27 protein-coding genes and 1 pseudogene are annotated in these 22967 nt (G+C 66.5%); 16 read left to right on the top strand and 12 right to left on the bottom strand.

The annotated features are described in order from the left end of the window. The gene (locus tag FAY22_RS18545; protein ID WP_146331941.1) at positions 1-474 is read left to right on the top strand and encodes a Dps family protein; all 474 of its coding nucleotides are present in this window, start codon (positions 1-3) and stop codon (positions 472-474) included. Between the two features lie 84 nt (positions 475-558). On the opposite strand, the gene FAY22_RS18540 is transcribed toward FAY22_RS18545, so the two are convergent. Next, on the bottom strand, positions 559-1209 hold the full coding sequence (locus FAY22_RS18540; protein WP_246860564.1) for a hypothetical protein: 651 nt from the start codon (positions 1207-1209) through the stop codon (positions 559-561). A gap of 280 nt (positions 1210-1489) precedes the next feature. On the opposite strand from FAY22_RS18540, the gene FAY22_RS18535 reads away from it, so the two are divergent. From FAY22_RS18535 to FAY22_RS18515, 5 genes are all read left to right on the top strand, one after another. After that, positions 1490-2707: a triacylglycerol lipase gene (locus FAY22_RS18535; protein WP_146331939.1), complete on the top strand. Its 1218-nt coding sequence runs from the start codon at positions 1490-1492 to the stop codon at positions 2705-2707. 61 nt (positions 2708-2768) lie between these two features. Continuing rightward, complete coding sequence (locus tag FAY22_RS18530) at positions 2769-3581, top strand: carboxylesterase (RefSeq protein ID WP_146331937.1); 813 nt, start codon at positions 2769-2771, stop codon at positions 3579-3581. A 19-nt stretch (positions 3582-3600) separates the two neighbouring features. Then, positions 3601-3981, top strand: a complete 381-nt coding sequence (locus FAY22_RS18525; protein ID WP_146331935.1) for a VOC family protein — start codon at positions 3601-3603, stop codon at positions 3979-3981. Further along, on the top strand, positions 3978-4256 hold the full coding sequence (locus tag FAY22_RS18520; RefSeq protein WP_146331933.1) for a DUF1294 domain-containing protein: 279 nt from the start codon (positions 3978-3980) through the stop codon (positions 4254-4256). The genes FAY22_RS18525 and FAY22_RS18520 overlap by 4 nt, the downstream gene beginning before the upstream one ends. A 68-nt stretch (positions 4257-4324) precedes the next feature. Then, the gene (locus FAY22_RS18515) at positions 4325-4576 is read left to right on the top strand and encodes a 2Fe-2S iron-sulfur cluster-binding protein (protein WP_371417405.1); all 252 of its coding nucleotides are present in this window, start codon (positions 4325-4327) and stop codon (positions 4574-4576) included. Here FAY22_RS18515 and FAY22_RS18510 read toward each other — a convergent pair. The 6 genes from FAY22_RS18510 to FAY22_RS18485 all read right to left on the bottom strand — a co-directional run bounded on the left by FAY22_RS18510 (position 4521) and on the right by FAY22_RS18485 (position 10653). Beyond that, positions 4521-5057, bottom strand: a complete 537-nt coding sequence (locus FAY22_RS18510; RefSeq protein ID WP_146331930.1) for a hypothetical protein — start codon at positions 5055-5057, stop codon at positions 4521-4523. The genes FAY22_RS18515 and FAY22_RS18510 overlap by 56 nt on opposite strands. A gap of 59 nt (positions 5058-5116) precedes the next feature. Continuing rightward, positions 5117-7057, bottom strand: coding sequence for a hypothetical protein (locus FAY22_RS18505; RefSeq protein WP_146331927.1), 1941 nt, complete (start codon positions 7055-7057; stop codon positions 5117-5119). A gap of 88 nt (positions 7058-7145) precedes the next feature. Next, positions 7146-8051 (bottom strand): GyrI-like domain-containing protein, encoded by a 906-nt coding sequence (locus FAY22_RS18500; RefSeq protein ID WP_246860562.1) that lies wholly within the window; start codon positions 8049-8051, stop codon positions 7146-7148. 80 nt (positions 8052-8131) lie between these two features. After that, positions 8132-8956 carry a metallophosphoesterase gene (locus FAY22_RS18495; RefSeq protein WP_146331925.1) on the bottom strand — a complete coding sequence of 275 codons (825 nt, stop codon included), beginning with the start codon at positions 8954-8956 and terminating at the stop codon, positions 8132-8134. Continuing rightward, a complete protein-coding gene (locus FAY22_RS18490) occupies positions 8953-9936 on the bottom strand; it encodes a diacylglycerol kinase family protein (protein ID WP_146331923.1) in 984 nt (327 codons plus the stop codon). The genes FAY22_RS18495 and FAY22_RS18490 overlap by 4 nt, the downstream gene beginning before the upstream one ends. Before the next feature lie 114 nt (positions 9937-10050). Beyond that, positions 10051-10653: a GNAT family N-acetyltransferase gene (locus FAY22_RS18485; RefSeq protein ID WP_246860561.1), complete on the bottom strand. Its 603-nt coding sequence runs from the start codon at positions 10651-10653 to the stop codon at positions 10051-10053. A gap of 142 nt (positions 10654-10795) precedes the next feature. Between FAY22_RS18485 and FAY22_RS18480 the strand changes: the two genes are divergently transcribed. From FAY22_RS18480 to FAY22_RS18465, 4 genes are all read left to right on the top strand, one after another. Continuing rightward, the gene (locus tag FAY22_RS18480; RefSeq protein WP_146331921.1) at positions 10796-11197 is read left to right on the top strand and encodes a MerR family transcriptional regulator; all 402 of its coding nucleotides are present in this window, start codon (positions 10796-10798) and stop codon (positions 11195-11197) included. Next, positions 11194-11610: a carboxymuconolactone decarboxylase family protein gene (locus tag FAY22_RS18475; RefSeq protein WP_146331919.1), complete on the top strand. Its 417-nt coding sequence runs from the start codon at positions 11194-11196 to the stop codon at positions 11608-11610. Before FAY22_RS18480 ends, FAY22_RS18475 begins: the two co-directional genes overlap by 4 nt. A 27-nt stretch (positions 11611-11637) precedes the next feature. Continuing rightward, positions 11638-12387 (top strand): alpha/beta fold hydrolase, encoded by a 750-nt coding sequence (locus FAY22_RS18470; protein ID WP_146331916.1) that lies wholly within the window; start codon positions 11638-11640, stop codon positions 12385-12387. 71 nt (positions 12388-12458) lie between these two features. Beyond that, on the top strand, positions 12459-13130 hold the full coding sequence (locus tag FAY22_RS18465; protein ID WP_146331914.1) for a glutathione S-transferase family protein: 672 nt from the start codon (positions 12459-12461) through the stop codon (positions 13128-13130). On the opposite strand, the gene FAY22_RS18460 is transcribed toward FAY22_RS18465, so the two are convergent. Continuing rightward, positions 13082-14011, bottom strand: coding sequence for a DMT family transporter (locus FAY22_RS18460; protein ID WP_371417404.1), 930 nt, complete (start codon positions 14009-14011; stop codon positions 13082-13084). The genes FAY22_RS18465 and FAY22_RS18460 overlap by 49 nt on opposite strands. 169 nt (positions 14012-14180) lie before the next feature. Between FAY22_RS18460 and FAY22_RS18455 the strand changes: the two genes are divergently transcribed. The 4 genes from FAY22_RS18455 to FAY22_RS18440 all read left to right on the top strand — a co-directional run bounded on the left by FAY22_RS18455 (position 14181) and on the right by FAY22_RS18440 (position 16785). Next, a complete protein-coding gene (locus FAY22_RS18455) occupies positions 14181-15038 on the top strand; it encodes a helix-turn-helix domain-containing protein (protein ID WP_146331910.1) in 858 nt (285 codons plus the stop codon). A 109-nt stretch (positions 15039-15147) separates the two neighbouring features. Next, positions 15148-15564: a DUF1924 domain-containing protein gene (locus FAY22_RS18450; RefSeq protein ID WP_146331908.1), complete on the top strand. Its 417-nt coding sequence runs from the start codon at positions 15148-15150 to the stop codon at positions 15562-15564. Between the two features lie 32 nt (positions 15565-15596). Further along, positions 15597-16067, top strand: coding sequence for a diheme cytochrome c (locus tag FAY22_RS18445; protein WP_146331906.1), 471 nt, complete (start codon positions 15597-15599; stop codon positions 16065-16067). Further along, a complete protein-coding gene (locus FAY22_RS18440; protein ID WP_146331904.1) occupies positions 16039-16785 on the top strand; it encodes a cytochrome b/b6 domain-containing protein in 747 nt (248 codons plus the stop codon). Before FAY22_RS18445 ends, FAY22_RS18440 begins: the two co-directional genes overlap by 29 nt. Positions 16786-16800: 15 nt before the next feature. On the opposite strand, the gene FAY22_RS18435 is transcribed toward FAY22_RS18440, so the two are convergent. The 3 genes from FAY22_RS18435 to FAY22_RS18425 form a co-directional block, all read right to left on the bottom strand. After that, entirely contained in the window at positions 16801-17718 is a 918-nt protein-coding gene (locus FAY22_RS18435; RefSeq protein ID WP_146331902.1) for a hypothetical protein, read from the bottom strand. 457 nt (positions 17719-18175) lie between these two features. Continuing rightward, positions 18176-19318 (bottom strand): acyl-CoA dehydrogenase family protein, encoded by a 1143-nt coding sequence (locus tag FAY22_RS18430; protein WP_246860560.1) that lies wholly within the window; start codon positions 19316-19318, stop codon positions 18176-18178. A gap of 78 nt (positions 19319-19396) precedes the next feature. Beyond that, entirely contained in the window at positions 19397-20575 is a 1179-nt protein-coding gene (locus FAY22_RS18425) for a lipid-transfer protein (protein ID WP_146331900.1), read from the bottom strand. 131 nt (positions 20576-20706) lie between these two features. Between FAY22_RS18425 and FAY22_RS18420 the strand changes: the two genes are divergently transcribed. Together FAY22_RS18420 and FAY22_RS18415 are read left to right on the top strand one after the other, a co-directional pair. Next, complete coding sequence (locus tag FAY22_RS18420; RefSeq protein ID WP_146331898.1) at positions 20707-21342, top strand: TetR/AcrR family transcriptional regulator; 636 nt, start codon at positions 20707-20709, stop codon at positions 21340-21342. 98 nt (positions 21343-21440) lie between these two features. Beyond that, positions 21441-22463, top strand: a complete 1023-nt coding sequence (locus tag FAY22_RS18415) for a DUF2804 domain-containing protein (RefSeq protein ID WP_146331896.1) — start codon at positions 21441-21443, stop codon at positions 22461-22463. Positions 22464-22472: 9 nt separating this feature from the next. Here FAY22_RS18415 and FAY22_RS18410 read toward each other — a convergent pair. Then, positions 22473-22672, bottom strand: a pseudogene (locus tag FAY22_RS18410) (DUF2905 domain-containing protein). Positions 22673-22967: the final 295 nt, after the last annotated feature.

Here is a 22967-nt window from a genome sequence, read left to right as displayed (position 1 = left end):
ATGCAAATCGATATCGGCATTTCCGAACACCACCGCCGCGACATCGTCGACGGCCTGTCGCGCCTGCTGGCCGACACCTACACCCTCTACCTGAAGACGCACAATTTCCACTGGAACGTTACCGGCCCGATGTTCCAGACCCTGCACCTGATGTTCGAGACGCAATACACCGAGCTGGCGCAGGCGGTGGATGTGATCGCGGAAAGGATACGCGCGCTCGGCAGCCCGGCGCCGGGCACTTATTCGATGTTCGCCGCGCTGACCAGCATCCAGGAGCCGGACGGCGTGCCGGCGGCGCAGGAAATGATCCGGCAGTTGGTGGCGGACCAGGAAACGGTGGCGCGCAATGCGCGCGCGATGTTCAAGGCGGTCGACGCAGCCGGCGACGAGTCGACCGCCGACCTGCTCACGCAGCGCATGCAGGTGCATGAAAAGACGGCGTGGATGCTGCGCTCGCTGCTGGAAGAGAAATAGTCAGGCCGGCGCCTTCCGACAGCTTGCATAGGGTTCGCTATTGCGGCTCCGCTGCCATTGGTGGTGCAGCTATCGTTCGCATCGTCAGAATTTATAGCTGACGCCGATGCGCAGCACCGGATAGACCTTGAAGCGGCTGACTTCGTCGGACAGGCGCGCGTTTTCCTTCGCCACGTCGGCGGCCAGCTGGTTGCAGGCGGCGGCGCCGGCGGTACAGCCGGAACTGCTCAGCGAAGTATGCGGCGAGCCCTGGAACAGCAGGCCGACGTCGCTCGAAAACGACCAGCCCTTTTCCGCCGCCTTGCTCCAGCCCACGCCAAGATAGGGCGCCACCTTGCCGAAGTCGACCTGGCCGGTGATCTTGCCGGCGGACGCCGCGCTGTAGCTGTTGCCGTTGATGGTGTAGTTGCCGCTGCCGTTCGGGCGTGCCTGCGCGTCGATCTTGTTGCCGTTGTACGCCAGGCCGCCGGTCACGTGGAACGAGCTATGCTCCCTGGGATACCAGTCGAGCAGCGCGTCATAGGTCCTGGCCTTCATCGACAGGTCGTAATCCATGTCGCGCGTGCTGCCGCTGTAGGAATAGGAGAGGTAGTTCATGCCGAGGCGTGCATTCATGTTCTTGCGCAGCGGAATCACCATGTGTCCGCCGACGCCGGTGGTGCCGACTTCCCCGACCAAGCCCATGTCCGCATGCGCGCAAGCCGTGCCCGCCAATCCTGCTGCCAGAACCATCATTGCAAGAGTTTTCTTCACTGTCTCCATCCTGTCTTCGGTGAGGAATTGACCGCTGCAAATTTTGAAACCAGGAAAAATTGCGTACGGTACAGGGGCTTCTGACCCAGGCAGGCAGGCGCGGTTCCAACTATTTTTCCGGTAGTAAAAAACGCATGCCAGCCAAGCATGCCCGTGCATCCATTGTTCAAACTCAAGCGGCGCACCTCGCATACTCTGCTAAGGTGCGCGAGAGCCATGGCAAAGGATCATGCCTACCAGAAAATTAATGAGCAGAAAGTTCATGAAAAAGACAAGTCATATTCGTCCCGCCGACCTGCGCGCGCTGGCGCGGCTGGCGACCGACGCCACGCTCGGCATCGTCGATCTGGTGGAAGACGTCCATCACAATGTTCTGCATCCGGCGCGCCAGACCGCCCCGGTGCCGCGCCGCACGCGCGGCATCACCGGACTGGTCTACGGAGCCGTGCGCGGCGCCACCCGCGTGCTCGGCGATGGCGCCGATGCCGCCCTGGCCCGGCTCGTGCCCTTGTTCGGCGAACGCGCCTCGTCGCCGCAGCGCGAGGCGGTGCTGGCCGCATTGAACGGCATCCTCGGCGACCACATGCTCAAGAGCGGCAATTCGCTCGCGATCCGCATGCAGATGCGGCGCGGAGGCCAGCCCTTGAAGCTCGAGCGCGCGGCATTGAGCAATGCGATTCCCCAGGCCGGCGGCAAGATCGTCGTGCTGCTGCACGGGCTGTGCATGAACGACCTGCAGTGGAAGCGCCAGGGGCACAGCCACGGCGCGGCGCTGGAGCGCGATTTCGGCTACACCGCGCTTTACCTGCACTACAACACCGGCCTGCATGTGTCGTCCAACGGCCGCACGCTGGCCGCGCTGCTCGAACAGCTCGTCGAGCAATGGCCGCAGCCGGTGGAAGAACTGGTGCTGGTGTGCCACAGCATGGGCGGCCTGGTGGCGCGCAGCGCCTGCCATTACGCGGCCGAGGAAAATCTGGTGTGGCTGCCGCGCCTGAAGCGGCTGGTGTGCATGGGCACGCCGCATCACGGCGCGCCGCTGGAGCGCATCGGCAACTGGGTCGACACGATCCTGCAGGCCATTCCCTATGTCGCGCCGTTCGCGCGCCTGGGCATGCTGCGCAGTGCCGGCATCACCGACCTGCGGCATGGCAATCTGCTCGATGCCGACTGGGAGGGGCGCAACCGCTTCGTGCGCACCGAGGACATGCGCAGCTTCGTGCCGCTGCCTGCCGGCGTGCGCAGCTATGCGATGGCCGCGATGCTGGGCAAGGATACCGCGGACATCAGCAACCTCTTGCTCGGCGACGGCCTGGTGCCGCTCGACAGCGCGCTCGGGCGGCATGCCGACCCGGAGCGCACCCTGCCGTTTCCGGCGTCGCATCTGTCGATCGTCTACGAGACCGGTCATCTCGACCTGCTCGGCAGCCCGCGCGTGTACGAGCAGCTGCGCGAGTGGTTCGTCGCGCCCGACGTTTAACAGGGTTCACTCCCGGCGCGCTACAATCCTTCGCGTTATGGATTGATACGAGGGGAACGATATGCTGCGCAAGCTTTTGCAACTTGCCGCCGCCGCTCTGGCCTTTGCCGCGGCCGTCTTGCCATTGAATGGCGCGTGCGCCGGCGCGGCGCCCATCGGCGTCGTGATCATGCACGGCAAGGGCGGCTCGCCGGACAAGCATGTCAACGGCCTGGCTTCCGCCCTGGCGGAAAAAGGCTTCCTCGTGGCGAACCTCGACATGCCCTGGTCCGCCCGGCGCGATTACGACGTGGATGTCGGTGCCGCCGAAGGCGAGCTGGAATCGGCGCTGGCTGCGCTGCGCGCCAAGGGCGCGCGCGCGGTGTTCGTCGCCGGCCACAGCCAGGGTGGCGTGTTTGCGTTGTACTTCGCCTCCCGCCACGCGGTCGACGGCATCATCGCCATCGCGCCGGGCGGCGATGTCAGCAGCCCAGCCTTCGTGGAAAAGCTGGCCGAGCCGGTGGCGCGCGCGCGCCAGCTGGTGGCCGAAGGCAAGGGCGCTGAAAAGGCCCGCTTCGCCGACTACGAAGGAGCGAAGGGCGTCTACCCGGTCGTCACCACCGCCGCCTCCTACCTCAGCTGGTTCGACCCGGACGGGGCGATGGGCCGGGCCGGTGCGCCGGGCAACGTGAAGCCGCAGGTGCCGGTGCTGTACATCGCGCCCAGCGGCGACTATCCAGCGCTGGCCAGGAGCAAGCAGGCTCGCTTCGCCGCCCTTCCCCGCAATCCGCTCAACCGGCTGTACGAGCCGAATGCGAGCCATATCGGCGCGCCTGCGGCTTCGGCCGACGAAATCGCACGCTGGACTGCCGAAGTGAGCGATGCCGTCCGCTAACGACCACCTTGCCGCAACCATGAAGATAGACAGAATCGACCACATCGTTCTCACCGTGCGCGACATCGATGCCACCTGCGATTTCTATTCGACCGCGCTCGGCATGGACGTGGTGACTTTCGGACAGGGCAGGAAGGCGCTCGCCTTCGGTGCCCAGAAAATCAACCTGCACCAGCATGGCGCCGAGTTCGAGCCGAAGGCCTTGCTGCCCACGCCCGGCTCGGCCGACCTGTGCCTGATCACCTCGGTGCCGCTGGCCGAGGCGATGGCGCACCTGGCGCGCTGCGGCGTGGCGATCGAGGATGGCCCGGTCCAGAGGACGGGCGCGACCGGCCCGATCCGTTCCGTGTACTTCCGCGACCCGGACCGCAACCTGATCGAAGTGTCGAACTATCTATGACCCTGCTCGCCTACTATCTCGCCGCGAGCATCGCCACGTTCGCGTTCTATGCGCACGACAAGTCGGCGGCGAGAAAGGCGCACTGGCGCACGCCGGAAATCACGCTGCACATGCTGGGGCTGCTCGGCGGCTGGCCGGGCGCGCTCGCGGCGCAGCGCCTGCTGCGTCACAAGTCGTCCAAAGGCTCGTTCCTGGTGGTGTTCTGGATGACGGTCGCGCTGCATTGCGTCGCCGCCGGATGGCTGCTGTGGCTGTCCTTGCGGAGCGCGGCGTGAGCGGCGCAGGCGAGCGCTGCTCGGTGCGCATCGAGCCGGCGGGATGGACGTTCGACGCGCCGCACGGGATGACGCTGCTCGACGCCGCCGCGCGCGCCGGGCTGCGGCTGCCGAGCTCCTGCCGCAACGGCACTTGCCGCGCGTGCATGTGCCGCGTCGCGAGCGGGCGCGTGAGCTACCGCATCGAATGGCCGGGCTTGCTGCCGGAAGAAAAGGCGCAGGGCTTCATCCTGCCGTGCGTGGCGCTGGCCGAGTCCGACCTTGTCATCGAGGCGCCGCGGGCGGCGCGGGACAGCGCCGCTGGCGCGCACCCAGCCTGACGGCGGCCCACGACGCGCGCGCTTCCTGTTCCGTCGCCAGGCCCGGCCGCGGCTGGGGAACGGCCTCGTCGAGCAGGTAGACGCACCAGCGCGCGTCGCCGGCGCGCACGGCCGACGGCGCGTTCGCCCGCAGAGGGATGCGCTGCCCGCCGTGCGCCACGCTCCATCCGCGCGCCGGTTTCTGCAGCCGCCACGGGCCGATGACGGCCGACGACGGCGGCGCGCCGGCGCCGATTTCAAGCCATGCCGTCCGGTCCGCGCGCTCGCGCAGGGAAATGCGGTCGATCGGGCCGGCCGGGTGCGGCTGGCGCGTCGCCGCGATCGACTGCGGGCCGAAGCGCTGCGGCAGGTAGGCGGGCCAGGGGGCGACGGTGACCGTCTGCTGCGGCGTCAACTCAATGCGCAGCACCCCATCCTTCACCGTCGGCCTGACCTCGTTAGCGGCGAGCGGCTCGACTGCCGACAATCCCGTAATCTGCAATGCCAGCGCCGGGCCCGCCATAAAGAGGCTGCAGGCCAGCAGGCAGGCCAGGCGCAGCGTCATGGCCAGCGCCTGTCGCAGGCTGCGCCCATGTCGCGCAGCTCCGCATGCAGGCTTGCCGGCAGCGGCTCTTCGACGACGTGGTGCAGCGGGCGCTGGTTCATCGGATTGGGGCGTTCCTGCTCGGCGGCCGAGTCGAGCGCGGCGCCGGAATTGCTGCCGGCATAGACGCGCGCGAACGGCAGCGTCAGGTTGGCCCATTCGTTGTAATCCTTCAGTATGCTCTTGGTCGAACCGTCCTGCGGATTGAGGTTGCGCGCGACGGTCGCGGCGGTGAACGCGCCGTTGTTGTCCCAGTCCGCATAAGCGCCGGCGGCGGCACCGCGTCCGATGTTGGCCGCTTCCGACAGGCTGCTCTCGTTGAGGTCGGCGCCGCTGCCGTCGGAATAACCGATGATGAAGTTATTCGAGCACGGCGAGTTGTCGGACAGGTTGCAGTAGGTCTTGCCCTTCAAGCCGTTGGACAGGTAATAGCGTTCCGCCGCGGTCGCGGAGTCGGGCGCCGCGCTCAAGCCGGCGAACTGGTACATGTAGTTCATGACGCTGTAATGGTTCGGCTTGTAGTTGGCGTCTTCGTTGCCGCCGTGGCGCAGGCCGAGGTTGTGGCCGAACTCGTGCATCAGGGTGCCGGCCTGCAGGTTGATCAGCATGTTCTGGCTGGTCGCGCTGCCGCTGCCGAGGTTGTAGCCGCCGAGCGTGACGACCACGTCATTGCCCAGCAATTCGGCCACGCCCGACGAGCCGGCGCTGCCGTCGAGGTTCTGCGAGCTGGCGAACAGCGCGTAGTGGAACACCAGCCGGCGCCGCACGTCGAAGTGCGCGCTCTTGTAGTCGTAGAACGAGGTGCAGCCGGAGGGTGCGGCGGCGGCCCCCACGTCGAGCGCGATGCACTTGGCGAACTCCACCTGCTCGCCGCCGCCCAGGTTGAAGCGCTGCGCGTCGATACCGTCGCTGTAGAGCTTGCCGGTGTCGACGTGCAGCGCGATGTTTTTCGCGGCGAAGGCGTCGACCACCTTTTGCAAGGCTTCGAGGCGCGGCGTGAGCGCCGGATCGCTGCCCTGCATGTAGTCGATTTCCATGAACAGGTCGCGCCGGCCGGTGCGCGCGCCCATCGTGTACAGGTCCATGCCCGCATAGGTGCCGCCGGGCGCCTTGGCGCTGTCGGGAATGCCGTCATGGTCGGAATCGACCGCGCCGGCGGGCACGTCGTTCATGCCGGCCGGCGTGGCGAAATTCACCAGCGTCCAGTCGGCGGCGCTGTTGGTGTCTGTCATGCCCTTGGTCGCCGGGCGCACGATGGACTTGCCGTGCTCGTTCGGGCCGGACGGCAGCGCCGCCACGTTCGCCCCGGTCCACGCCGCATCCGTCGCCGGCGCCGCGCCGGAGCTGCCGAAACGCACGAAATCGGCGGTCCTGCCCTGCGTGACCAGCTCCAGCGAGCCGCTGCCATTCCAGTACGGCCGCCGCGTGCCGTTCTGCACGTACACCATCTGGCTGTTGTCCTTGAGCTTGTCATAGACCCTCGCCGCGACGACCAGGTAGCCATGGGCCGGCACGCTTGCAGCGGGCAGGGAGAACGCCGCCGGCGTCAGCTTGCTGGCGCCGGTGCCGGTGTCGAAGTAGGAACTGTTGAGGGTATAGTCGGACAGCGTCGCCGGCGTGGAAGCCGGATTGTAGACCTCGAACCATGCCACGTCGTCACTGTAGTAGTTGCTTGCCACTTCGGAAATCAGCAGGGTCGGCTGCGCACCCGGCCCGATGGCGGTAGTCGGCGCGGCCGTGGTCTGCGCCGTGTCCGGTTGCGATTGCAGCGCGGATGAGCCGCCCGGCGCCGACGCATCGCTGCCGCCCCCGCCACAGCCGGCCAGCCCGGCAAGGAGAAGTGCACATGCGGCCGCGCGCAGAATACCGGCCTGCGCTGTCCGTATCGAGGAAGTCATTCAAGGTCGACGGAAGATGCTGATAGTTCCTATCGACAATTGAATGACGGAAAAGTTTCTCCATGAAAATTAAAATGCGCCGCTCTTGTCAGCGCGACATGCCATTTTCGTAATCCGGCTGGCGCAATGGCAAAAATACATCGCTGACCGCCTCATGTTCCGGCACGTCCGGGAAAAACCGCAGGCGCTGCACATACACTGGAAAGTCGCGCAGCGCCTCGCCGCTGTGCGGCAGCCACTCCGCGTACAGGTAGCGGATGGTTTCCCCCAGAGTTTCGTCGGAGCCGACATGACGCAGCACCGCGCAACGCCCGCCCGGGATCACGGCGCCGGTCACGCCGTACGGATTGTCGGCCACCTCGCCGTCAAAGGCGGCGCACAGATCGAGGCGAAAGTCGTGCGGCGCGACCTGCTGCGGGTCGTCGTGCAGGATGTTGAAGGTGGCGCTGACGGCGGGCGGCAAGCGATGCTGCCGGCGCCAGGCGATGAAGCTGCGCACCGTGTCGCCGATGCGTTGCGGGTCGCCGCGGTGCGCCAGCAGCGCCACGTGGATGTCGTCGACGGCGACGATGCGCACTGGCGCGGCTTGATGGTCTGGTGTCATGTGATCGATCCTCAGTTGTCGCAAAGGTTGAAAGGCGGCGTGCCACGGCTCCCAGTGCGGCTGCTCCCTGAACTCGGAGGGCGATTGCCCGAAGCTTTTGCGGAAGGCGCGCGCGAACGCTTCCGGTGCGTCGTAGCCGGCGGCCAGCGCGATCTCGATGACTGGGGTTGTGCGGCGGAAGGCGAGCTGGAACGATGCGCGCTTGAGGCGGCACAGCCGCACGTACTTGTGCACGCCGATGCCGAACAGCGCGCAGAACTGCCGGTGGAAGTGGTGCTTCGAGAACGCGGCGACCGCGCCCAGGGTTTCCACGCGCAAGTCGCCGTCCAGATGGGCATCGATGTACGCGAGCACGGCGAGCATCCGGTCGAAATAGGCTGGTGCATGCAATGGCGTCTCCTTCTTGATCAGTCAGAGCATAGCGCGCGCCGCTCCGGATAGCCTGACCGAAGTTGCTATCCATGTATGGGCTATGGGCGCGGCCCCGGATCCAGAACCCAGCCGGCCGCGGAAAAAACCGCCTGCCGCACGCTGACGCATGCAAAGGCGCGCGCATGCGCATTGTAGTCGCGCTGTTCGATAGTCATGCGCCTGCCGCCGCCCGCATCGAAATTCACCAGGTTGAAGGAATTGGCTTGTCCGCCGCGCCGGCGCGTGGACATGGCCGTGCCCGCCTGCAGCAGCACCGCCTGGCGCGACGCGGGGCCGGCCAGGATGCAGTATGGCAAGTGGATATGGCCGCCGAGAATGAGGTCGGCGCCGGCGCCGGTCCACTCCGCCAGCGCGTCGTCCGCGCCACGCGCACGGTTGCGCGCGTCGCCGGCCTCGATGACGGCCAGCGGATGGTGCAGTGCCACCACCTTGAACGCTTGCGGCAGTTCCGCGATCTGCTGCGCCACTTGCCGCACCAGGGCGGCCGGCAGCGCGCCGTGCTTGTGGCGCAGCACGCGCGTCGAATTGACGCCGACCACGGCCAAAGCCTGGCCTTGCCACAGCGGCGCCAGCGTGGGGCAGACATGCCGCAGGTAGCGCCGGTACGGCCCGGTGAAGCGGGTGAAGAGGTCGAATAGCGGCAAGTCGTGATTGCCGGGCAGCGCCAGCACCGGCAGCGGCGCCAGGCTGTCGAGGAAGGCGCGCGCGGCGCGAAATTGCGCCCGCCTGGCGCGCTGCGTGATGTCGCCCGACAGCACCACCAGGTCCGGCGCCGCGTGCAGCAGCGCGCGCCGCAGCGCCTCGCACACGGGCGCGTCCTCAGTGCCGAAATGCGTATCCGAGATATGCGCGATGGAGGTCATTGGCGCGCCTCCGGCCGCACGGGGACGATGACCTGCAGCGCGGCGGATGCCGACTCGACGACCAGCGGCAGCGTGCAGTCGATCATTTCGCCGTCCAGCGCCACCCGTATGCGGCGCGCGCCGCCGTCGACCCGGTCCAGGCGCACCTGGCGCGCGCAGTACTGATGGAGATCGTCCGCGTATTCCAGGCGCGCCGCCGCGCCGCGCAGGAGCAGCCCCAGCAGGCCGAGCCGGCTGGCGCGCGGCAAGGCCAGCACGGCCAGTTCGCCGCGCGCCACGCACAGCGCCTCGTCCAGGCCGAGCTGTTCCATCTGCAACGCATTGCGGCCAAAGAACACCGTCAGCACCGGCAGCATCATGGTCCTGCCGTCGATATCCAGGCGCAGCAGGTGCGTCCGGTGTTCGCGCAGCAGCGTGACAAGCGCCGACAGCAACGCTACCGCGCGGTTGCGCCCGAAGCGCTTCTTGTGCGCTTCGCGGTGCTCGAGCAGCTTGCGGTACAGGCCGATGCTGGCGTTGTTGAGGAACAGCCTGCCGTTGACGAACCCGACTGCCACCGGGCGCGCATGGCCGGTCGTGACAACGCGCGTGGCGGCCGCCGGGTCGAGCGGGATGCCCAGGTCGCGCGCAAAGTAATTGAAGGTGCCCAGCGGGATGACGGCAAAGGGCAGCGAACGCGCATGCGCCAGCGCTGCCACGGTGTTCAGGGTGCCGTCGCCTCCGGCCGCCACCAGGATGCCCGGCCGGGCGTCGGCTGCCTGCCTGGCCAGTCGCGGCAGGTCGCGCGGGCTCCGCGCGACGAGCACCTGCGCGTCGCGGCCCGACGCCCGCAACGCATCGGCGATGGCGCCGCGGACGTCGGCCTTATCCTTGTTGCCGGAACGCGCATTCATCAGCACTGTGATCGGCAAATCATCGAGAGCCGTTACTGGCAGCGCGGGGGCCGACCAGGCGCGATCGGGCGATGTGTCGGATATCACAATTTCCTCCGGATCAGGTGGCACCAGGACAGGGTACGCCGGAATGCTCGATCCGGTTATGCGATAAATCGGTACGGCGACGGGCAGTATGCAATCCCACCGTGCATGAGGGGCTTAAGCTGTGCGAGCCTGCGCGTCATCTCGCTGCGCTGGCCCGGCGCGCAAGCGCTTCACCATGTAGCAAGCCTGGCCTTCATATGTCAGCAAGCAGGCTTGCTGCTGCGGCGGAAGCGCGTCCCAGGTTTCATAGCCGAGCGCGCGCCAGAATGCCCTGGAATCCTGCACCGACACCAGCGCGGAAAAGCGCAATCCGCGCAGGCGCGCTTGTTCCAGCGCGCAGCCTGCCAGCGCTTTCGCCACGCCCTGCCCCTTCGCCCGTGGCGCCACGGCCAGGTCATGCAGATAGAGTGTGTCTGCAGCGTCGGTCTTACCGAACGTCGCGCCCAGCGGCGTGATGTTTCCCACGCGCGAAGGGTAAGCCACCAGGTAGCCGCAGATTCCCTGTTCGTCTTGCGCCACCCAGGCCGTGCCGGGAAATTCGCGCAGGCGCTGCCGGATCGTCTCTTCGGCTTCCACCATCGATGGCGCGTAGCAGGCCGACTGGATGCGCAGCACTGCGGCCACATCCTGTCCGCTCATCGCGCGCACACGCGCCATCGCAGCACGTCGATGTGGCGCGGCCTCCGCCGCCATGGTCTGGAAGTTACGCTTGTTCAACACCGGCCTCCTGCTGCGATGACGATGCGCGATTGTAGCGCCCTCTTCCAGGATCGAAACGCGCGGGAGGATGGTGCCGCGGCGGCGCCGGTTTGCTATGCTGCTTGACTTCGAGTGCACTCTAAGTTCTAGCATGGGAAGCGTGACCTGCAAATTTATTTCCATCGGCGAATTGTCCGGCTTGACGGGCCTGTCCGCGCATACGCTGCGCTTTTACGAAAAGGCCGGCATCCTGCGCTCGGTCGGGCGCGCCGCGAACGGGCATCGGCGTTATCGCAGCGAGGATGTGCTGTGGCTCGAATTCGTGCTGCGGCTCAAGCAAACCGGCATGTCGCTGGCGGACATCAAGCGCTACGCGCAGTTGCGCGCGCACGGAGATGAGACTTTGCATGCGCGGCTCGCGATGCTGCAGCTCCATCAAGAGCGCCTGGTCGCCAAAATGGCCGAGCTGGAAAACTGTTCCTCGGCGCTCGACGACAAGATCCGGACTTACCGGAAAATGATCGCCGCCGCGACCGGGACCAAGAGAAAGGCGAGCAAATGAAATCCGAAACCCTCCATGCGCAACAACCCGACGACCGTTATGCGCGCGGCCTGGAAAAACTCCGCGAGATCGACGGCAGCGCCGGCGAACATGTCGTCGAGGCGCTCGCCGACATCGCGCCCGACTTCGCGCGCTACCTGATCGAGTTCCCGTTCGGCGATATCTATGCGCGGCCGCAGCTCGATCTGCGTTCCAGGGAAATCGCGGTGGTGGCTGCGCTCACGGCGCTCGGCAACGCGGCGCCGCAACTGAAAGTGCATATTCATGGCGCGCTCAACGTCGGCGTCAGCCGCGAAGAAGTGGTCGAGGTCATCATGCAGATGGCGGTGTATGCCGGCTTCCCCGCGGCCCTGAACGGGTTGTTCGCGGCGAAGGAGGTATTTGCGGAGCGCGCCGTACCGCCTGCACAATGAGCGATTGCCTGTGACAGGAAGATAGCCATGCCTTACGCACACAACGACGGTGTCGACATTTATTACGAGACGCATGGCGCAGGGCCGCCGCTGGTGCTGCTGCACGGTTTTACTGCGAGTTCGGCGCAATGGAAAGCGTACGGCTATGTCGATGCGCTGCAGCAGTCGCACCGCGTGATCCTGATCGACGCGCGCGGCCACGGCGCCAGCGCCAAGCCGGACGAGCGCAGCGCCTACCGGCTGGAGCGGCGGCTGGCCGACATCGTCGCGGTGCTCGATGCGCTGGGCATTCCGCGCGCGCACTTCTGCGGCTATTCGATGGGCGGCTGGCTGGCGTTCGGCATGGCCTTCCATCATCCACGGCGGGTGGCGTCGCTCATCGTCGGCGGCGCCCATCCATACGAAGAGACATTCGAGGCGTTTGAAGGTATCGGCGGCATCGACGACATTGACCCGGACGCGTTCATGGCCGCGCTGGAACGCTTCATCGGCGAGCGCATCGGCGCGCAGGCGCGCGCCGCCATCCTGGACAACGACTTGGCTGCGCTGTGCGCGGCGGCCGTCGACCGCGCCAGCTTCGCGGCATGCCTGCCTTCGCTGGCCGCGCCGCTGCTGCTGTTTGTCGGCGGGCGCGACCAGCGCCTGGAATCGGTGCGGCGCGCCGCCGCCGAACTGGAGGCGCCGCTGATCGAGCTGCCTTCCTACGGCCATGCCGGCGCGCTGGCCGCGCGCGCCACGCTCCTGCCCCGCATCGCCGCGTTTTTACAGGCACAATGATGCGGCGTGCAAGCCGCACTTCCAGGCAGCGATGCGCCAGACCGAACAACGACCAGGAAAGAACGATCACCATGCTCATCGTCCACCACCTCAACAATTCCCGCTCGCAGCGCGTGCTCTGGATGCTCGAAGAACTCGGCGTCGACTACGACATCAAGCATTACGAGCGCGATCCGAAGACGATGCTGGCGCCGCCGTCCCTGCGCAAGGTGCACCCGCTCGGAAAATCGCCCGTCATCACTGACGGCGAACTCACGCTGGCCGAGTCCGGCGCGATCCTGGAATACCTGGCCGAGCGCTACGGTAACGGACGCATGGCGCCGGCGGCCGGCACGCCGGAGCGGCTGCGCTACACCTACTGGATGCATTACGCCGAAGGCTCGGCCATGCCGCCGCTATTGATGAAGCTGGTGTTCGACCGGATCGAAACCGGGCCGATGCCTTTCCTGGTCAAGCCGATCGCGCGCGCGATTGCGCAAAAGGTCAAGCGCATGTACATCCACCCGCAGATCGACAGCCATCTCGATTTTCTGGAAGGCGAACTGGGCAAGAGCGAGTGGTTCGCCGGGCCGTCGTTTTCCGCGGCCGACATCCAGATGAGCTTTCCGCTGGAAGCGGCGGCTTCTCGCGCCGGGCTGGACGAGCGCCGGCCGAACCTGATGAACTTCCTCCAGCGCATCCACGCGCGCCCGGCCTATCGCCGCGCCTTGGAGCGCGGCGGGCCGTATGCATTGCTGGATTGATGACGCCGGACGGCGGCGTCGCGCAGCCACTCGTAACCGCTGACCAGCGCGATGCCGCCCAAAACGAGCAACGCACCGGCGAGAAACGTTGGCTCGATCGGCTCGTTGAGCAGCCAGGCCCCTAACGCCACGCCAAAGATCGGCGTCATGAACGACAGCACGCCCAGCCGCGATGCGAGGTAATGGCGCAACAGCCAGAACCAGACGAGAAAACTCGCGAACGACACCACCAGGGTCTGGAACACCAGGCCGGCCCAGGCGGCGGGCGTCGGGTTCAGCGACAACTCCCCGCCCGTCGCCGCGACCGCCAGCAGCAGCACGAAAGCGCCGACCAGCTGATACAGCAGCGTCTCCGTGGCGGGCGCCCGTGCCAGGCCGGTGCAGCGGATGACCACGTTGGTCGCGCCGAAGGAAGCGCCCGCGGCCAGGGCCAGCGCATCGCCACGCAGCGCCTGCCCCATGTGCGCGAAGGAATCCGACAAGCCATGCCCGAGAAACGCGGTGACGATGCCGGCGAAGGCGATGGCGATGCCGATCCACTGCAGCGGCGCGAGGCGTTCATCGGCCAGTTTCCAATGCAGGCCGAGGGCCGCGAAAACGGGGGCGGTGTACAGGAAGACGGACGTGTGCGCGGCGCTGGTGTAATGCAGCGCCTGGCTCACGAAAACGTACTCGGACGCAAACAGGATGCCGACCGCCAGGCCGGGCCGCCAGAGACCGCTGGCGAGCGAGATTTTCTCTTTCCGGGCGACCATGACCAGCGCTACCAGTACGGCCGCGATGCCGGAGCGCACAGAAATCTGCAACGCCGGGCTGATGTCGCCGGCCGTGGCCTTGAGCGCCACCTGCTGCATGCCCCACACGGTGCACAGCACCACCATCAGGCCGATTGCCCGTCCATCCACTGCCTTCCTCGCGCACACGCCTTCCCCCTCTGTTTTCCTGCCATCGAGGAATCGATTATGCGAGTGGCGGCATTTATTGATATAGTGAGAATCGGACAGCTTGTGCCGTGATCCGGCCAATCTGACGAAGAACAGGACGATGCCCATGAAAAAGCCGCGCGCCAGGCACCTGTATCGCCCGCCGTTCAGCGATGCCCTTCCCGCGCCCATCTACTTCCGTTCGGCCAGCATTCCCGCCGAGGCGGCGAACCCGCGCCATCATCACGCCTGGGGCGAACTGGTGTATTCCTTCAGCGGGCTCATGGAAGTCAAGCTCGCCAACCGCCACTACCTGGCGCCGCCGCAGTATGCCGTCTGGCTGCCGCCCTTCGTGGAACACATGGGGGTGAACAAGTATGAAACCACGTTCTGCTCGGTCTATATCGCCGAGGAACTGTGCGCCGCCTTGCCGAAAACGACGTGTGCCCTGACCGTCAGTCCCCTCTTGCGCGCGGCCCTCGAACATCTGCGCGACCATCCGCCGCAGGCGCAGGGAGCGGAGGCGCACGACCGGCTGTTGCGGGTGGTCCTGGACCAGCTTGCCGGCGCCGCCTGCGCGGGAAGCTACCTTCCCGCTTCGGACGACCCGGTCCTGGGGCCGGTGTTGCGCATGCTGGAAGCCAATCCCGGCGATACGCGATCGCTGCCGGAGCTTGCGCGCGTAGCGAATACGACCGAGCGCACGCTGACGCGGCGTTGCCAGCGCGACTTGGGAATGTCTTTCATTGAATGGCGGCAGCGGCTTCGGATCGTCAAGGCAATGCCCTTGCTCGAAGCCGGTCAGACAGTGGAAAAAGTGGCGTTCGATCTTGGTTACGGAAGCGCTTCCGCCTTTATCGCCATGTTCCGCCGCATGCTGGGTGTCACGCCCGATGAATTCCGCAAAGGCGGAGGCAACGCGGTTTCGCGCGATCAGGGCGAGCCGGCTTCAGGCGGCCGGGAACCTCAGCCAGTGCGCCAATAAAAAACCGTCATTCCGGAGCGGGGGAAGCCGCTGCCAGGACACGATAGTCGCTTAAGTTCGCCTTAAGATTCGCGCCAGATCATGGCAACTCCTCTGTCAAGGAGTTGCCATGCATCCGAATACCCCGTACCGATTCCCGCTGCTGTCGTGCGCTGCGCTGGCGCTGGCGTGCGGCCTGCCTGCGGCCGCGCAAGGCGCCGCCCCCGCCGAGCTGTTGGCCGGCTACACGGCCGAAGCCGGCGCACCCGCGTCGCCCGAGCGCGGCCGGCAGTTTTTTACCACCCGCCACGGTCATGAATGGAGTTGCTCGTCCTGCCACGGCGACCTCCCTACCCAGACCGGCAAGCACGCGGCCACCGGCAAGCCGATCCGCCCGCTGGCGCCGGCCTTCAATCCCGAGCGCTTCAGCGACGCGGCCAAGAGCGAGAAATGGTTCCGCCGCAATTGCAACGACGTCGTGGGTCGCGCATGCACGCCGGCCGAAAAGGCCGACGTGCTGAGCTGGCTGATGACGCTCAAGCCCTGATGCCCTGTATGCGTTCTCAAGGAGAATTGACCATGCCGTTTCGACTTCGCTGTTTCATCCTGTTTGCCGCATCGATGGGCGCCGCCGGCGCGGCCCTGGCCGACGGACACCACGGCACGCGCGTGCCGCTCTTGCCCGCCTACCAGCAGGAGTGTTCTTCCTGCCACGTCGCCTACCCGCCAGGCATGCTGCCGGCCGCATCCTGGCAGCGCCTGATGCACAACCTGCCGCGCCACTTCGGCACCGATGCCTCGCTCGATGCGGCCACGGTGCAGCAACTGTCGGCCTGGCTCACGGCCAACGCCGGCAGCGAGCGGCGCGTGAGCGAAGCGCCGCCGCAAGACCGCATCACCCGTTCCGCCTGGTTTGTGCGCAAGCACGACGAAGTTCCCGCCGCCGTCTGGAAGCGCGCGGCGGTGAAGAGCCCGTCCAATTGCGCCGCCTGCCATACCCGAGCCGACCAAGGAGATTTCGATGAAGACTACGTCCGTATCCCGCGCTGATGCGCCTGCCACCGCGCCCGAAACAGGCGCCGATCCGCAAGCCCGCCGCATCCTGGTCTGGGACGCTCCGGTGCGGGTGTTCCACTGGCTGATGGTGCTGTCGTTCGCCGGCGCATATCTCACCGCCGAGAGCGAACGCTGGCGGCTGGTGCACGTGAGCCTGGGCTACACCATGGCCGGGCTGGTCGTCTTCCGCATCCTGTGGGGCGTGGTCGGCACCCGCTACGCGCGCTTCTCGGACTTCGTGCGCGGACCGGGGGCCGTCATGCGCTACCTGGGTTCGCTCTTGCGCGGCCGCCCCGAGCACCATACCGGGCACAATCCGGCCGGCGCGCTGGCCATCGTCGCGCTGCTGGCGCTGACGGCGCTGGTGACGGCGGCAGGCTGGGCTACCTACAACGAAATCGGCGGCGAGTGGCTGGAAGATCTGCACGAGGGCGCCGCCAGCCTGATGCTGGCCATCGTCGGCGTGCATGTCGCGGCGGTGGTCGTCAGCAGCCGCCTGCACCGCGAAAACCTGGTGCGCGCCATGATCACCGGCCGCAAGCAGGGCCGCCCGCAGGAAGGCATCCGCAGCGCCTGGCGCAGCGTGGCGGCGTTGCTGCTGGCCGCCGTGCTGGGATTCTGGTGGCTGCAGTGGCAGGGCGCGCCCGACGCCGGGGACGGCGCGGCGACCGTGTCGTCCCAGGTCGCCGCCGGCCGCCACGACGGCCATTGAGAGCCGGCGCGCTGCTTACTTGGTCGTGAAATTGGTCAGCCACTGCAGGTTGGGATCCATCTCCCAGCTTGCGGTGCCCGACTGCCAGCCGGAGTCGAGGCTGCTCTGGCTGCCGAGGCAGTCGCCCGACTTGCGCATGTAGCAATGGTCGGCCGAACCGTCCTGCACCTGCGTGTTCTTGACGATGATCCAGCCACTGTTATTGCTGGTCAGGCAGGAATAAGAGCCGCTCTTGCAGGTCACGCCGGTCACGTTTTGCAGCGACGACTGCACCGCCGATTGCGAGCCGCCGGCGAAGTTGTCACGCTCGCCGTCGACCGCGCGCAGGCGGTCGCTCTGCAGCGTGCGGTTGCCGTTGGAAACGCAGGACGACAGGTCATAGGTCGAATAGACGTTGCTCATCCCCATGCCGTATGCCGCCTGCACCCGCGCATCGTAATTCTTCGCCAGCAGCGCCAGCACCGAACCCTGGCTGAAGCCGGCCACCACGATGCCCTTGCTGCAGTCGGCCTTGGCGCGCGAGCACAGCTGGGACACGGCGCTGACGCTGCTGTTGGGCGAGAAGATGCAGCTCGACTTGGACGACAGCACCGAGCAGTTGCCGAACTGGGACGTGGCGTAGTCGACGGTGGCGGCGACATAGCCCTTGCTCGCCATGTCGTTGACGGCGGCCATGGCGGCGGCGTTGTTGTACGACTCGCTGGTGCCGACCATGTAGATGAAAACCGGGTAGGTGCCGGTGGCCGACGGCTCGACCCCGGAAATATTGTAGGTGCTGCCGCACGATCCGCCGAGCACGCCAGCGCCGTTGTAGCTCGCGGCAAACGTGGTGGTCTGGGCCGCTGCCGGGCCGGCCGACATGCTTGCGGCCAGGATGGCGCCGGCAACCGCCAGCGTGTGGAAGATGGTGTTGCGCGCCGAAGTATTCCTCATTGTTGTCTCCATGAATGGCAATTGGTTTTTTATGTGATGTGCCGCCCGCGCCAGCCGGGAAAACGCCGGCCGATACGGCATTGCATGACGCATGCAGGGTCACTGCGTGCGGGATGAGGGAAGCGGCATTTGCGCCGCTTCCCATCAATTGAGAGTCGAGGGCTGAGCGGGTAACACGCCCTCACGACGATTCTGCTGTGCAGAATCGTTTTCCGCGTCTTCAGACGGTTTCTGTGCAGGCGAGTTGCATCACTGCGTTGCTTTTCATTGTTTTTTTATCAAACCGCAAATCTGTACTGCACAGCAGTACTATGTCTTACGAACAATATAGGGCGGCTTTTTCTTAATGTAAAGCAAGCGGTACAAAATTAGGCAGACATCGCAAGCCAAGCGCGCCGGCCCGCCAGCGACGGGCCGGCGCCCGGTGCTGGCGGCGCTAGCGGCGCGACCCGGCCGGTTACAGCGAGCGCGCGATGATTTCCTTCATGATTTCATTCGCGCCGCCGTAGATGCGCTGCACGCGCGCGTCGGCATACATCTGCGCGATCGGGTATTCGAGCATGTAGCCGTAGCCGCCGAACAGCTGCAGGCAGCGGTCGACCACCGAGCATTGCAGGTCGGAGATCCAGTACTTCGCCATCGAGGCCAGCACGGTATCCATGCGGTCCTCCACCATGTCGACGATGCAGCGGTCGACGAAGGTGCGCGCCACCGTCGCCTCGGTCTTGATTTCGGCCAGCACGAAGCGCGTGTTCTGCATGTCGAGCAAGGCCTGGCCGAAAGCGCGGCGCTCGCGCGCGTGCTCGACGGTCAGCTGCAGCGCGCGCTCGATCGAGGCCACGCCGGACACGCCGAGGATGGTGCGCTCGTAGGGCAGCTCGTTCATCAGCTGCGCGAAACCGCGCCCCTCGACGCCGCCCAGCACGTTTTGCAGCGGCACGCGCACATTGTCGAAGAACAGCTCGCAGGTATCCTGCCCCTTCTGGCCGAGCTTTTCCAGGATGCGGCCGACCTTGAAGCCCGCGCAGTCACGGGTTTCCAGGAGTAGCAGCGACACGCCCTTGGCGCCGGCTTGCGGCTCGGTCTTGGCGACCACCAGGATCAGGTCGGCCAGGTAGCCGTTCGAGATGAAGATCTTCGAGCCGTTGAGCAGATAGCCGTCACCGTCCCGGATCGCGGTGGTGCGGATGCCTTTCAGGTCGGAGCCGGCGCCAGGCTCGCTCATGGCGATCGCCGCCACCATCTCGCCCGAGGCCAGCTTCGGCAGATATTTCTGTTTTTGTTCTTCCGTGCCCTGGTTGAGCAGATAGTGCGCCACGATGGCATGCACATGGATGCCGAACGCGGTGTCGCCGGCGTACGCCAGTTCCTCGAACACGATCGACTGGTGCGCGAAGCTGCCGTCCGATCCGCCGTAGGCATCCGGGATGTCGGCCAGCAGGATGCCGAGCTCGCCGGCCTTGCGCCACAGCGCGCGGTCCACATGCTGCTGCTTGCGCCATGCGTCCTGGTGCGGCGTGATTTCGGCGGCGACGAAGCGGCGCACCGCGTCGCGAAAGCCGTCCAGTTCGGGGTTCATCCAGGGGGAGGTGTAGGTCATGTGTGTCTCCGGGTTTGGTTTTTTTACGTTAGTTCGAAGAAAAGGAGTTCCCTCTCCCGCCGGCGGGAGAATGGAACGTCACTGCGCGCAGTACATCGTCACCACGCACGCACCGCCCAGGCCGAGGTTGTGCTGCAGCGCCACGCGCGCGCCCTCCACCTGGCGCTCGCGCGCGGTGCCGCGCAGCTGGTGCGTCAGTTCATAACATTGCGCCAGGCCGGTGGCGCCCAGCGGGTGGCCCTTCGACAGCAGCCCGCCGGACGGATTGGTCACGACCTTGCCACCATAGGTGTTGTCGCCGTCGCACACGAATTTTTCCGCGCCGCCTTCCGGGCACAGCCCGAGCGCCTCGTAGCTGATCAGTTCGTTCTGCGCGAAGCAGTCGTGCAGCTCCACCACGTCGATGCCCTCCGGGCCGATGCCCGCTTCCCGGTACACCTTGTCGGCCGCTTCTTTTGCCATGTCGAAGCCGACCAGCCGCATCATGTCGCCCGAATCGAAGGTGCCGGGGCGGTCGGTCGTCATCGCCTGCGCGGCGATGCGCACGTCGGCCTTCAAGCCGCGCTGCTTCGCGAAACGCTCGGACACCAGCACGGCCGCGGCTGCCCCGCAGGTCGGCGGGCACGCCATCAGGCGCGTCATCACGCCCGGCCACAGCATCGGCGCGGCCATCACGTCTTCCTCGCTCACTACCTTGCGAAACAGCGCGAGCGGATTGTTGGCCGCGTGGCGGCTGGCCTTGGCGCGGATCTTGGCGAAGGTCTCGAGCCTGGTGCCGTATTTCTTCATGTGGGACAGGCCGGCGCCGCCGAAATAGCGCAGCGCCAGCGGAATTTCCGGCATGCCGACCAGGCGGTCGGTGACCGCGTCGAAATCGTCGAACGGCGCCGGCCGGTCGCGAAACACCGATCCCAGCGCGCCCGGGCTCATCTGCTCGAAGCCCAGCGCCAGCACGCAGTCGGCCGCGCCGGAGGCGATCGCCTGGCGCGCCAGGAATAGCGCGGTCGACCCGGTCGAGCAGTTGTTGTTGACATTGACGATCGGGATGCCGCTCATGCCGACCTGGTAGAGCGCCTTCTGGCCGCAGGTCGAGTCGCCGTACACGTAGCCGGCATAGGCCTGCTCGATGTCGCCGTAGCCGAGGCCGGCATCTTCCAGCGCCAGGCGCGCGGCGGCGGCGCCCATGTCATGGTAGCCGGCGCTCGCCCCCGGCTTGGCGAACGGGATCATGCCCACGCCCGACACAAATACTTTCATTTCCTGCCTCCATCCCCGATTGAACCTGCAATAATAGGTCGGACGACCTAAAGTATTTTATTATAGGTCAACTGTACGGTTTTTCAACGGACATGGGATAATCGCGCCTGCCTCGACCCTGCCGCGCCACCATGACTCCAGCCCTGAAAAGCTCGCTCCAACGGAAAACCTCCAGCACCACAGAAAAGGGCTACGAGCGCGCGCGCGACATCTTGCAGGCGGCGCGCGAGATTTTCGCGGCGGACGGCTACGGCGGCCTGTCGATGCGGCGCGTCGCCGCCCAGGCCGGCATCAGCCTGTCCAACGTCCAGCACTACTACCATAGCAAGGATGCGCTGGTGGAAGCGGTGCTGCTCGACACGCTCAACCAGTTCCAGGAAAAGATCGACGGCATCACTGCGTCGATGGCGGGCGCCTCGCGCGTGGATCAGTTCCTGTCGGCGGTCGACATGTTCCTCGAGGAGTTGGGCGCGCCGCTCATGCGCGGCATGTTTTTCGAATTCTGGGCGCTGGCCACGCGCAACACGTTCGCGTCGACCCTGATGGAGCGCATGCAGGCGCGCGAACGCAAGGGCATTTTCAACCTGATCCGCGGCATGTCGCCGGACATCTCCGACCAGGAATACATGGTGCGCGCCGCGCTGATCGTGGCGCAGATGGAGGGCTTGATGCTGTTCCGTGTGCGTAACCGGCCCAAGCGCCCCGAGCTGGAAGGCCTGGAGCGGGCCGCGCGCGATGCGGTGCTGCGGCTGGCGACCCAGCCGTAGGAGCCGGCACCGGGGCTTGAGATTTCTCGGCGCGCCGGCGATGACAATCTGCGATGCTTTTGCCCGGACGCATCAATTTCTGACGGAGCCCGAACGCCATGCCCTTATCGACGCCGCTTGCGCAAACCGCCGACGCCCCGCTGCCGCCGGCGCCGCCCGCCGTTCCCGACGCCGACGGGCACCCGCGCTTCGGCCGGTTTGCCGGCGCCACGGCCGCCATCGACTGGACGCGCCTGGCCGCGCCCTACGCCCGCGGCGCGCTGTGGCGCCATTTCCACCACAAGCGCTGGCAGTATGTCGCGCTCGCCACCGAAGAACTGTTTTGCGGCATCGCGATTGTCGACCTGGGCTGGACCAGCACCGCGTTTGCCTATGTCTTCGACCGCATCGTGCGCGCGGAAGTCGCGGGCTATTCGCAGAACGGCTTGCCGGGCCTGGGCGCGCGGGTGGCCGCGCAAGCCGGCGGCGAGAGCACGTTCCGCTGGCCCGGCAGCCGCATCGACTTTCGCGCCCGCGATGGCGAATACCGGTTGAGCCTGCGCTGCCGCGGCTTCGAGATCGATGCCGGGTTTTCCGCGACGGACAGTCCCCTGCTGCTGGCGGTCGGCCCGGTCGACGGCGGCTCCGTGCATGCCACGCAAAAGTCGCCGGGCATGCCGCTGACAGGCGAAGTGCGCGTCGCGGGCCGGCGCTACGGGCTGGACGGCGGCGTGGCCAGCTTCGATTATTCCAACGGCTTGCTGGCGCGCGAGACTTCCTGGCAATGGGCATCCGCGCACAGCCTGGCGCTCGGCTTCAATTTGCAGGCCGGCTACTTCGGCAATCACGAAAACGCCCTATGGCTGGACGGTCGCCTGATTCCGCTGGGGCAGGCGCGCTTCGACTACGACCGCGCCCGGCCGCTCGCGCCCTGGCAGGTCCGCACCGACGACGGCTTGCTCGATCTGCAGTTCACGCCGGAAGGCGCGCGCCGCGAAGACAAGAATCTGCTGGTGGCGGCGTCGCGCTACATCCAGCCGATCGGCCATTTTTCCGGCTGGGTGAAAGCCGCGCCCGGCGCCGCGCCGCGCAGGGTCGAGCGGCTCGTCGGCGTCACCGAGGACCATTATTCGCGCTGGTAAGCGGGTAATTCAGCGCCGGAAAATCCACAGCAGCAGCGACACCAGCGCCGACACCACGATGCCGGTCACGATGGGAAGTGGAAGCTGAACCCTTCCCGCACGATATGGATATCGCCCGGCAGGCGGCCGAACGGCAGTTTCGACAGCCACGGCCAGGCCAGCCCGGCGATCAGCAAAATCAGCCCGGTAACGACAAGAAAGCGCTGCATGGCAAGAGAATGGTCAATATCCGGCGCATACTGGATTGGACGTGGCGTCGTTAGAACCTGTTCAGTGCCTTTTTGGCAGGGGCGTTCTGTCGAGAAGGGATGCAGTGCAAGGCGCGGCGCGCCGCTCAAGGTGGGCCCTTGAGCAAGCGCCGCAACGCCGCAATGCGCCCTTCTCGACCGAACCCTGTGGGCAGCCCCGTGAGCCGGCCGCCTACGTGGTTGCAGCTCGTTGCCGTAGCACCACTATGACGCCTCGCCGCGCCTAGTAGGCGGCCGGCTCACGGGGCTGCGCCCC

The organism is Noviherbaspirillum sp. UKPF54 (assembly GCF_007874125.1).
GTDB lineage: Bacteria > Pseudomonadota > Gammaproteobacteria > Burkholderiales > Burkholderiaceae_D > Noviherbaspirillum.
Note: the sequence above shows the minus strand (reverse complement) of the source record. Positions and strands in the feature narration are given on the sequence as shown.

Bases quoted from the DNA above. Each gene is read 5' to 3' on its own strand.
- FAY22_RS18515 (WP_371417405.1), top strand. From the start codon at position 4,325: ATGACGCTGCTCGACGCCGCCGCGCGCGCCGGGCTGCGGCTGCCGAGC.
- FAY22_RS18520 (WP_146331933.1), top strand. From the start codon at position 3,978: ATGACCCTGCTCGCCTACTATCTCGCCGCGAGCATCGCCACGTTCGCG.
- FAY22_RS18495 (WP_146331925.1), bottom strand. From the start codon at position 8,956: ATGACCTCCATCGCGCATATCTCGGATACGCATTTCGGCACTGAGGAC.
- FAY22_RS18540 (WP_246860564.1), bottom strand. From the start codon at position 1,209: ATGATGGTTCTGGCAGCAGGATTGGCGGGCACGGCTTGCGCGCATGCG.
- FAY22_RS18475 (WP_146331919.1), top strand. From the start codon at position 11,194: ATGAAATCCGAAACCCTCCATGCGCAACAACCCGACGACCGTTATGCG.
- FAY22_RS18445 (WP_146331906.1), top strand. From the start codon at position 15,597: ATGCCGTTTCGACTTCGCTGTTTCATCCTGTTTGCCGCATCGATGGGC.
- FAY22_RS18420 (WP_146331898.1), top strand. From the start codon at position 20,707: ATGACTCCAGCCCTGAAAAGCTCGCTCCAACGGAAAACCTCCAGCACC.
- FAY22_RS18460 (WP_371417404.1), bottom strand. From the start codon at position 14,011: ATGGTGGTGCTGTGCACCGTGTGGGGCATGCAGCAGGTGGCGCTCAAG.
- FAY22_RS18415 (WP_146331896.1), top strand. From the start codon at position 21,441: ATGCCCTTATCGACGCCGCTTGCGCAAACCGCCGACGCCCCGCTGCCG.
- FAY22_RS18455 (WP_146331910.1), top strand. From the start codon at position 14,181: ATGAAAAAGCCGCGCGCCAGGCACCTGTATCGCCCGCCGTTCAGCGAT.
- FAY22_RS18535 (WP_146331939.1), top strand. From the start codon at position 1,490: ATGAAAAAGACAAGTCATATTCGTCCCGCCGACCTGCGCGCGCTGGCG.
- FAY22_RS18435 (WP_146331902.1), bottom strand. From the start codon at position 17,718: ATGAGGAATACTTCGGCGCGCAACACCATCTTCCACACGCTGGCGGTT.
- FAY22_RS18440 (WP_146331904.1), top strand. From the start codon at position 16,039: ATGAAGACTACGTCCGTATCCCGCGCTGATGCGCCTGCCACCGCGCCC.
- FAY22_RS18525 (WP_146331935.1), top strand. From the start codon at position 3,601: ATGAAGATAGACAGAATCGACCACATCGTTCTCACCGTGCGCGACATC.
- FAY22_RS18470 (WP_146331916.1), top strand. From the start codon at position 11,638: ATGCCTTACGCACACAACGACGGTGTCGACATTTATTACGAGACGCAT.
- FAY22_RS18465 (WP_146331914.1), top strand. From the start codon at position 12,459: ATGCTCATCGTCCACCACCTCAACAATTCCCGCTCGCAGCGCGTGCTC.
- FAY22_RS18425 (WP_146331900.1), bottom strand. From the start codon at position 20,575: ATGAAAGTATTTGTGTCGGGCGTGGGCATGATCCCGTTCGCCAAGCCG.
- FAY22_RS18505 (WP_146331927.1), bottom strand. From the start codon at position 7,057: ATGACTTCCTCGATACGGACAGCGCAGGCCGGTATTCTGCGCGCGGCC.
- FAY22_RS18545 (WP_146331941.1), top strand. From the start codon at position 1: ATGCAAATCGATATCGGCATTTCCGAACACCACCGCCGCGACATCGTC.
- FAY22_RS18450 (WP_146331908.1), top strand. From the start codon at position 15,148: ATGCATCCGAATACCCCGTACCGATTCCCGCTGCTGTCGTGCGCTGCG.
- FAY22_RS18430 (WP_246860560.1), bottom strand. From the start codon at position 19,318: ATGACCTACACCTCCCCCTGGATGAACCCCGAACTGGACGGCTTTCGC.
- FAY22_RS18530 (WP_146331937.1), top strand. From the start codon at position 2,769: ATGCTGCGCAAGCTTTTGCAACTTGCCGCCGCCGCTCTGGCCTTTGCC.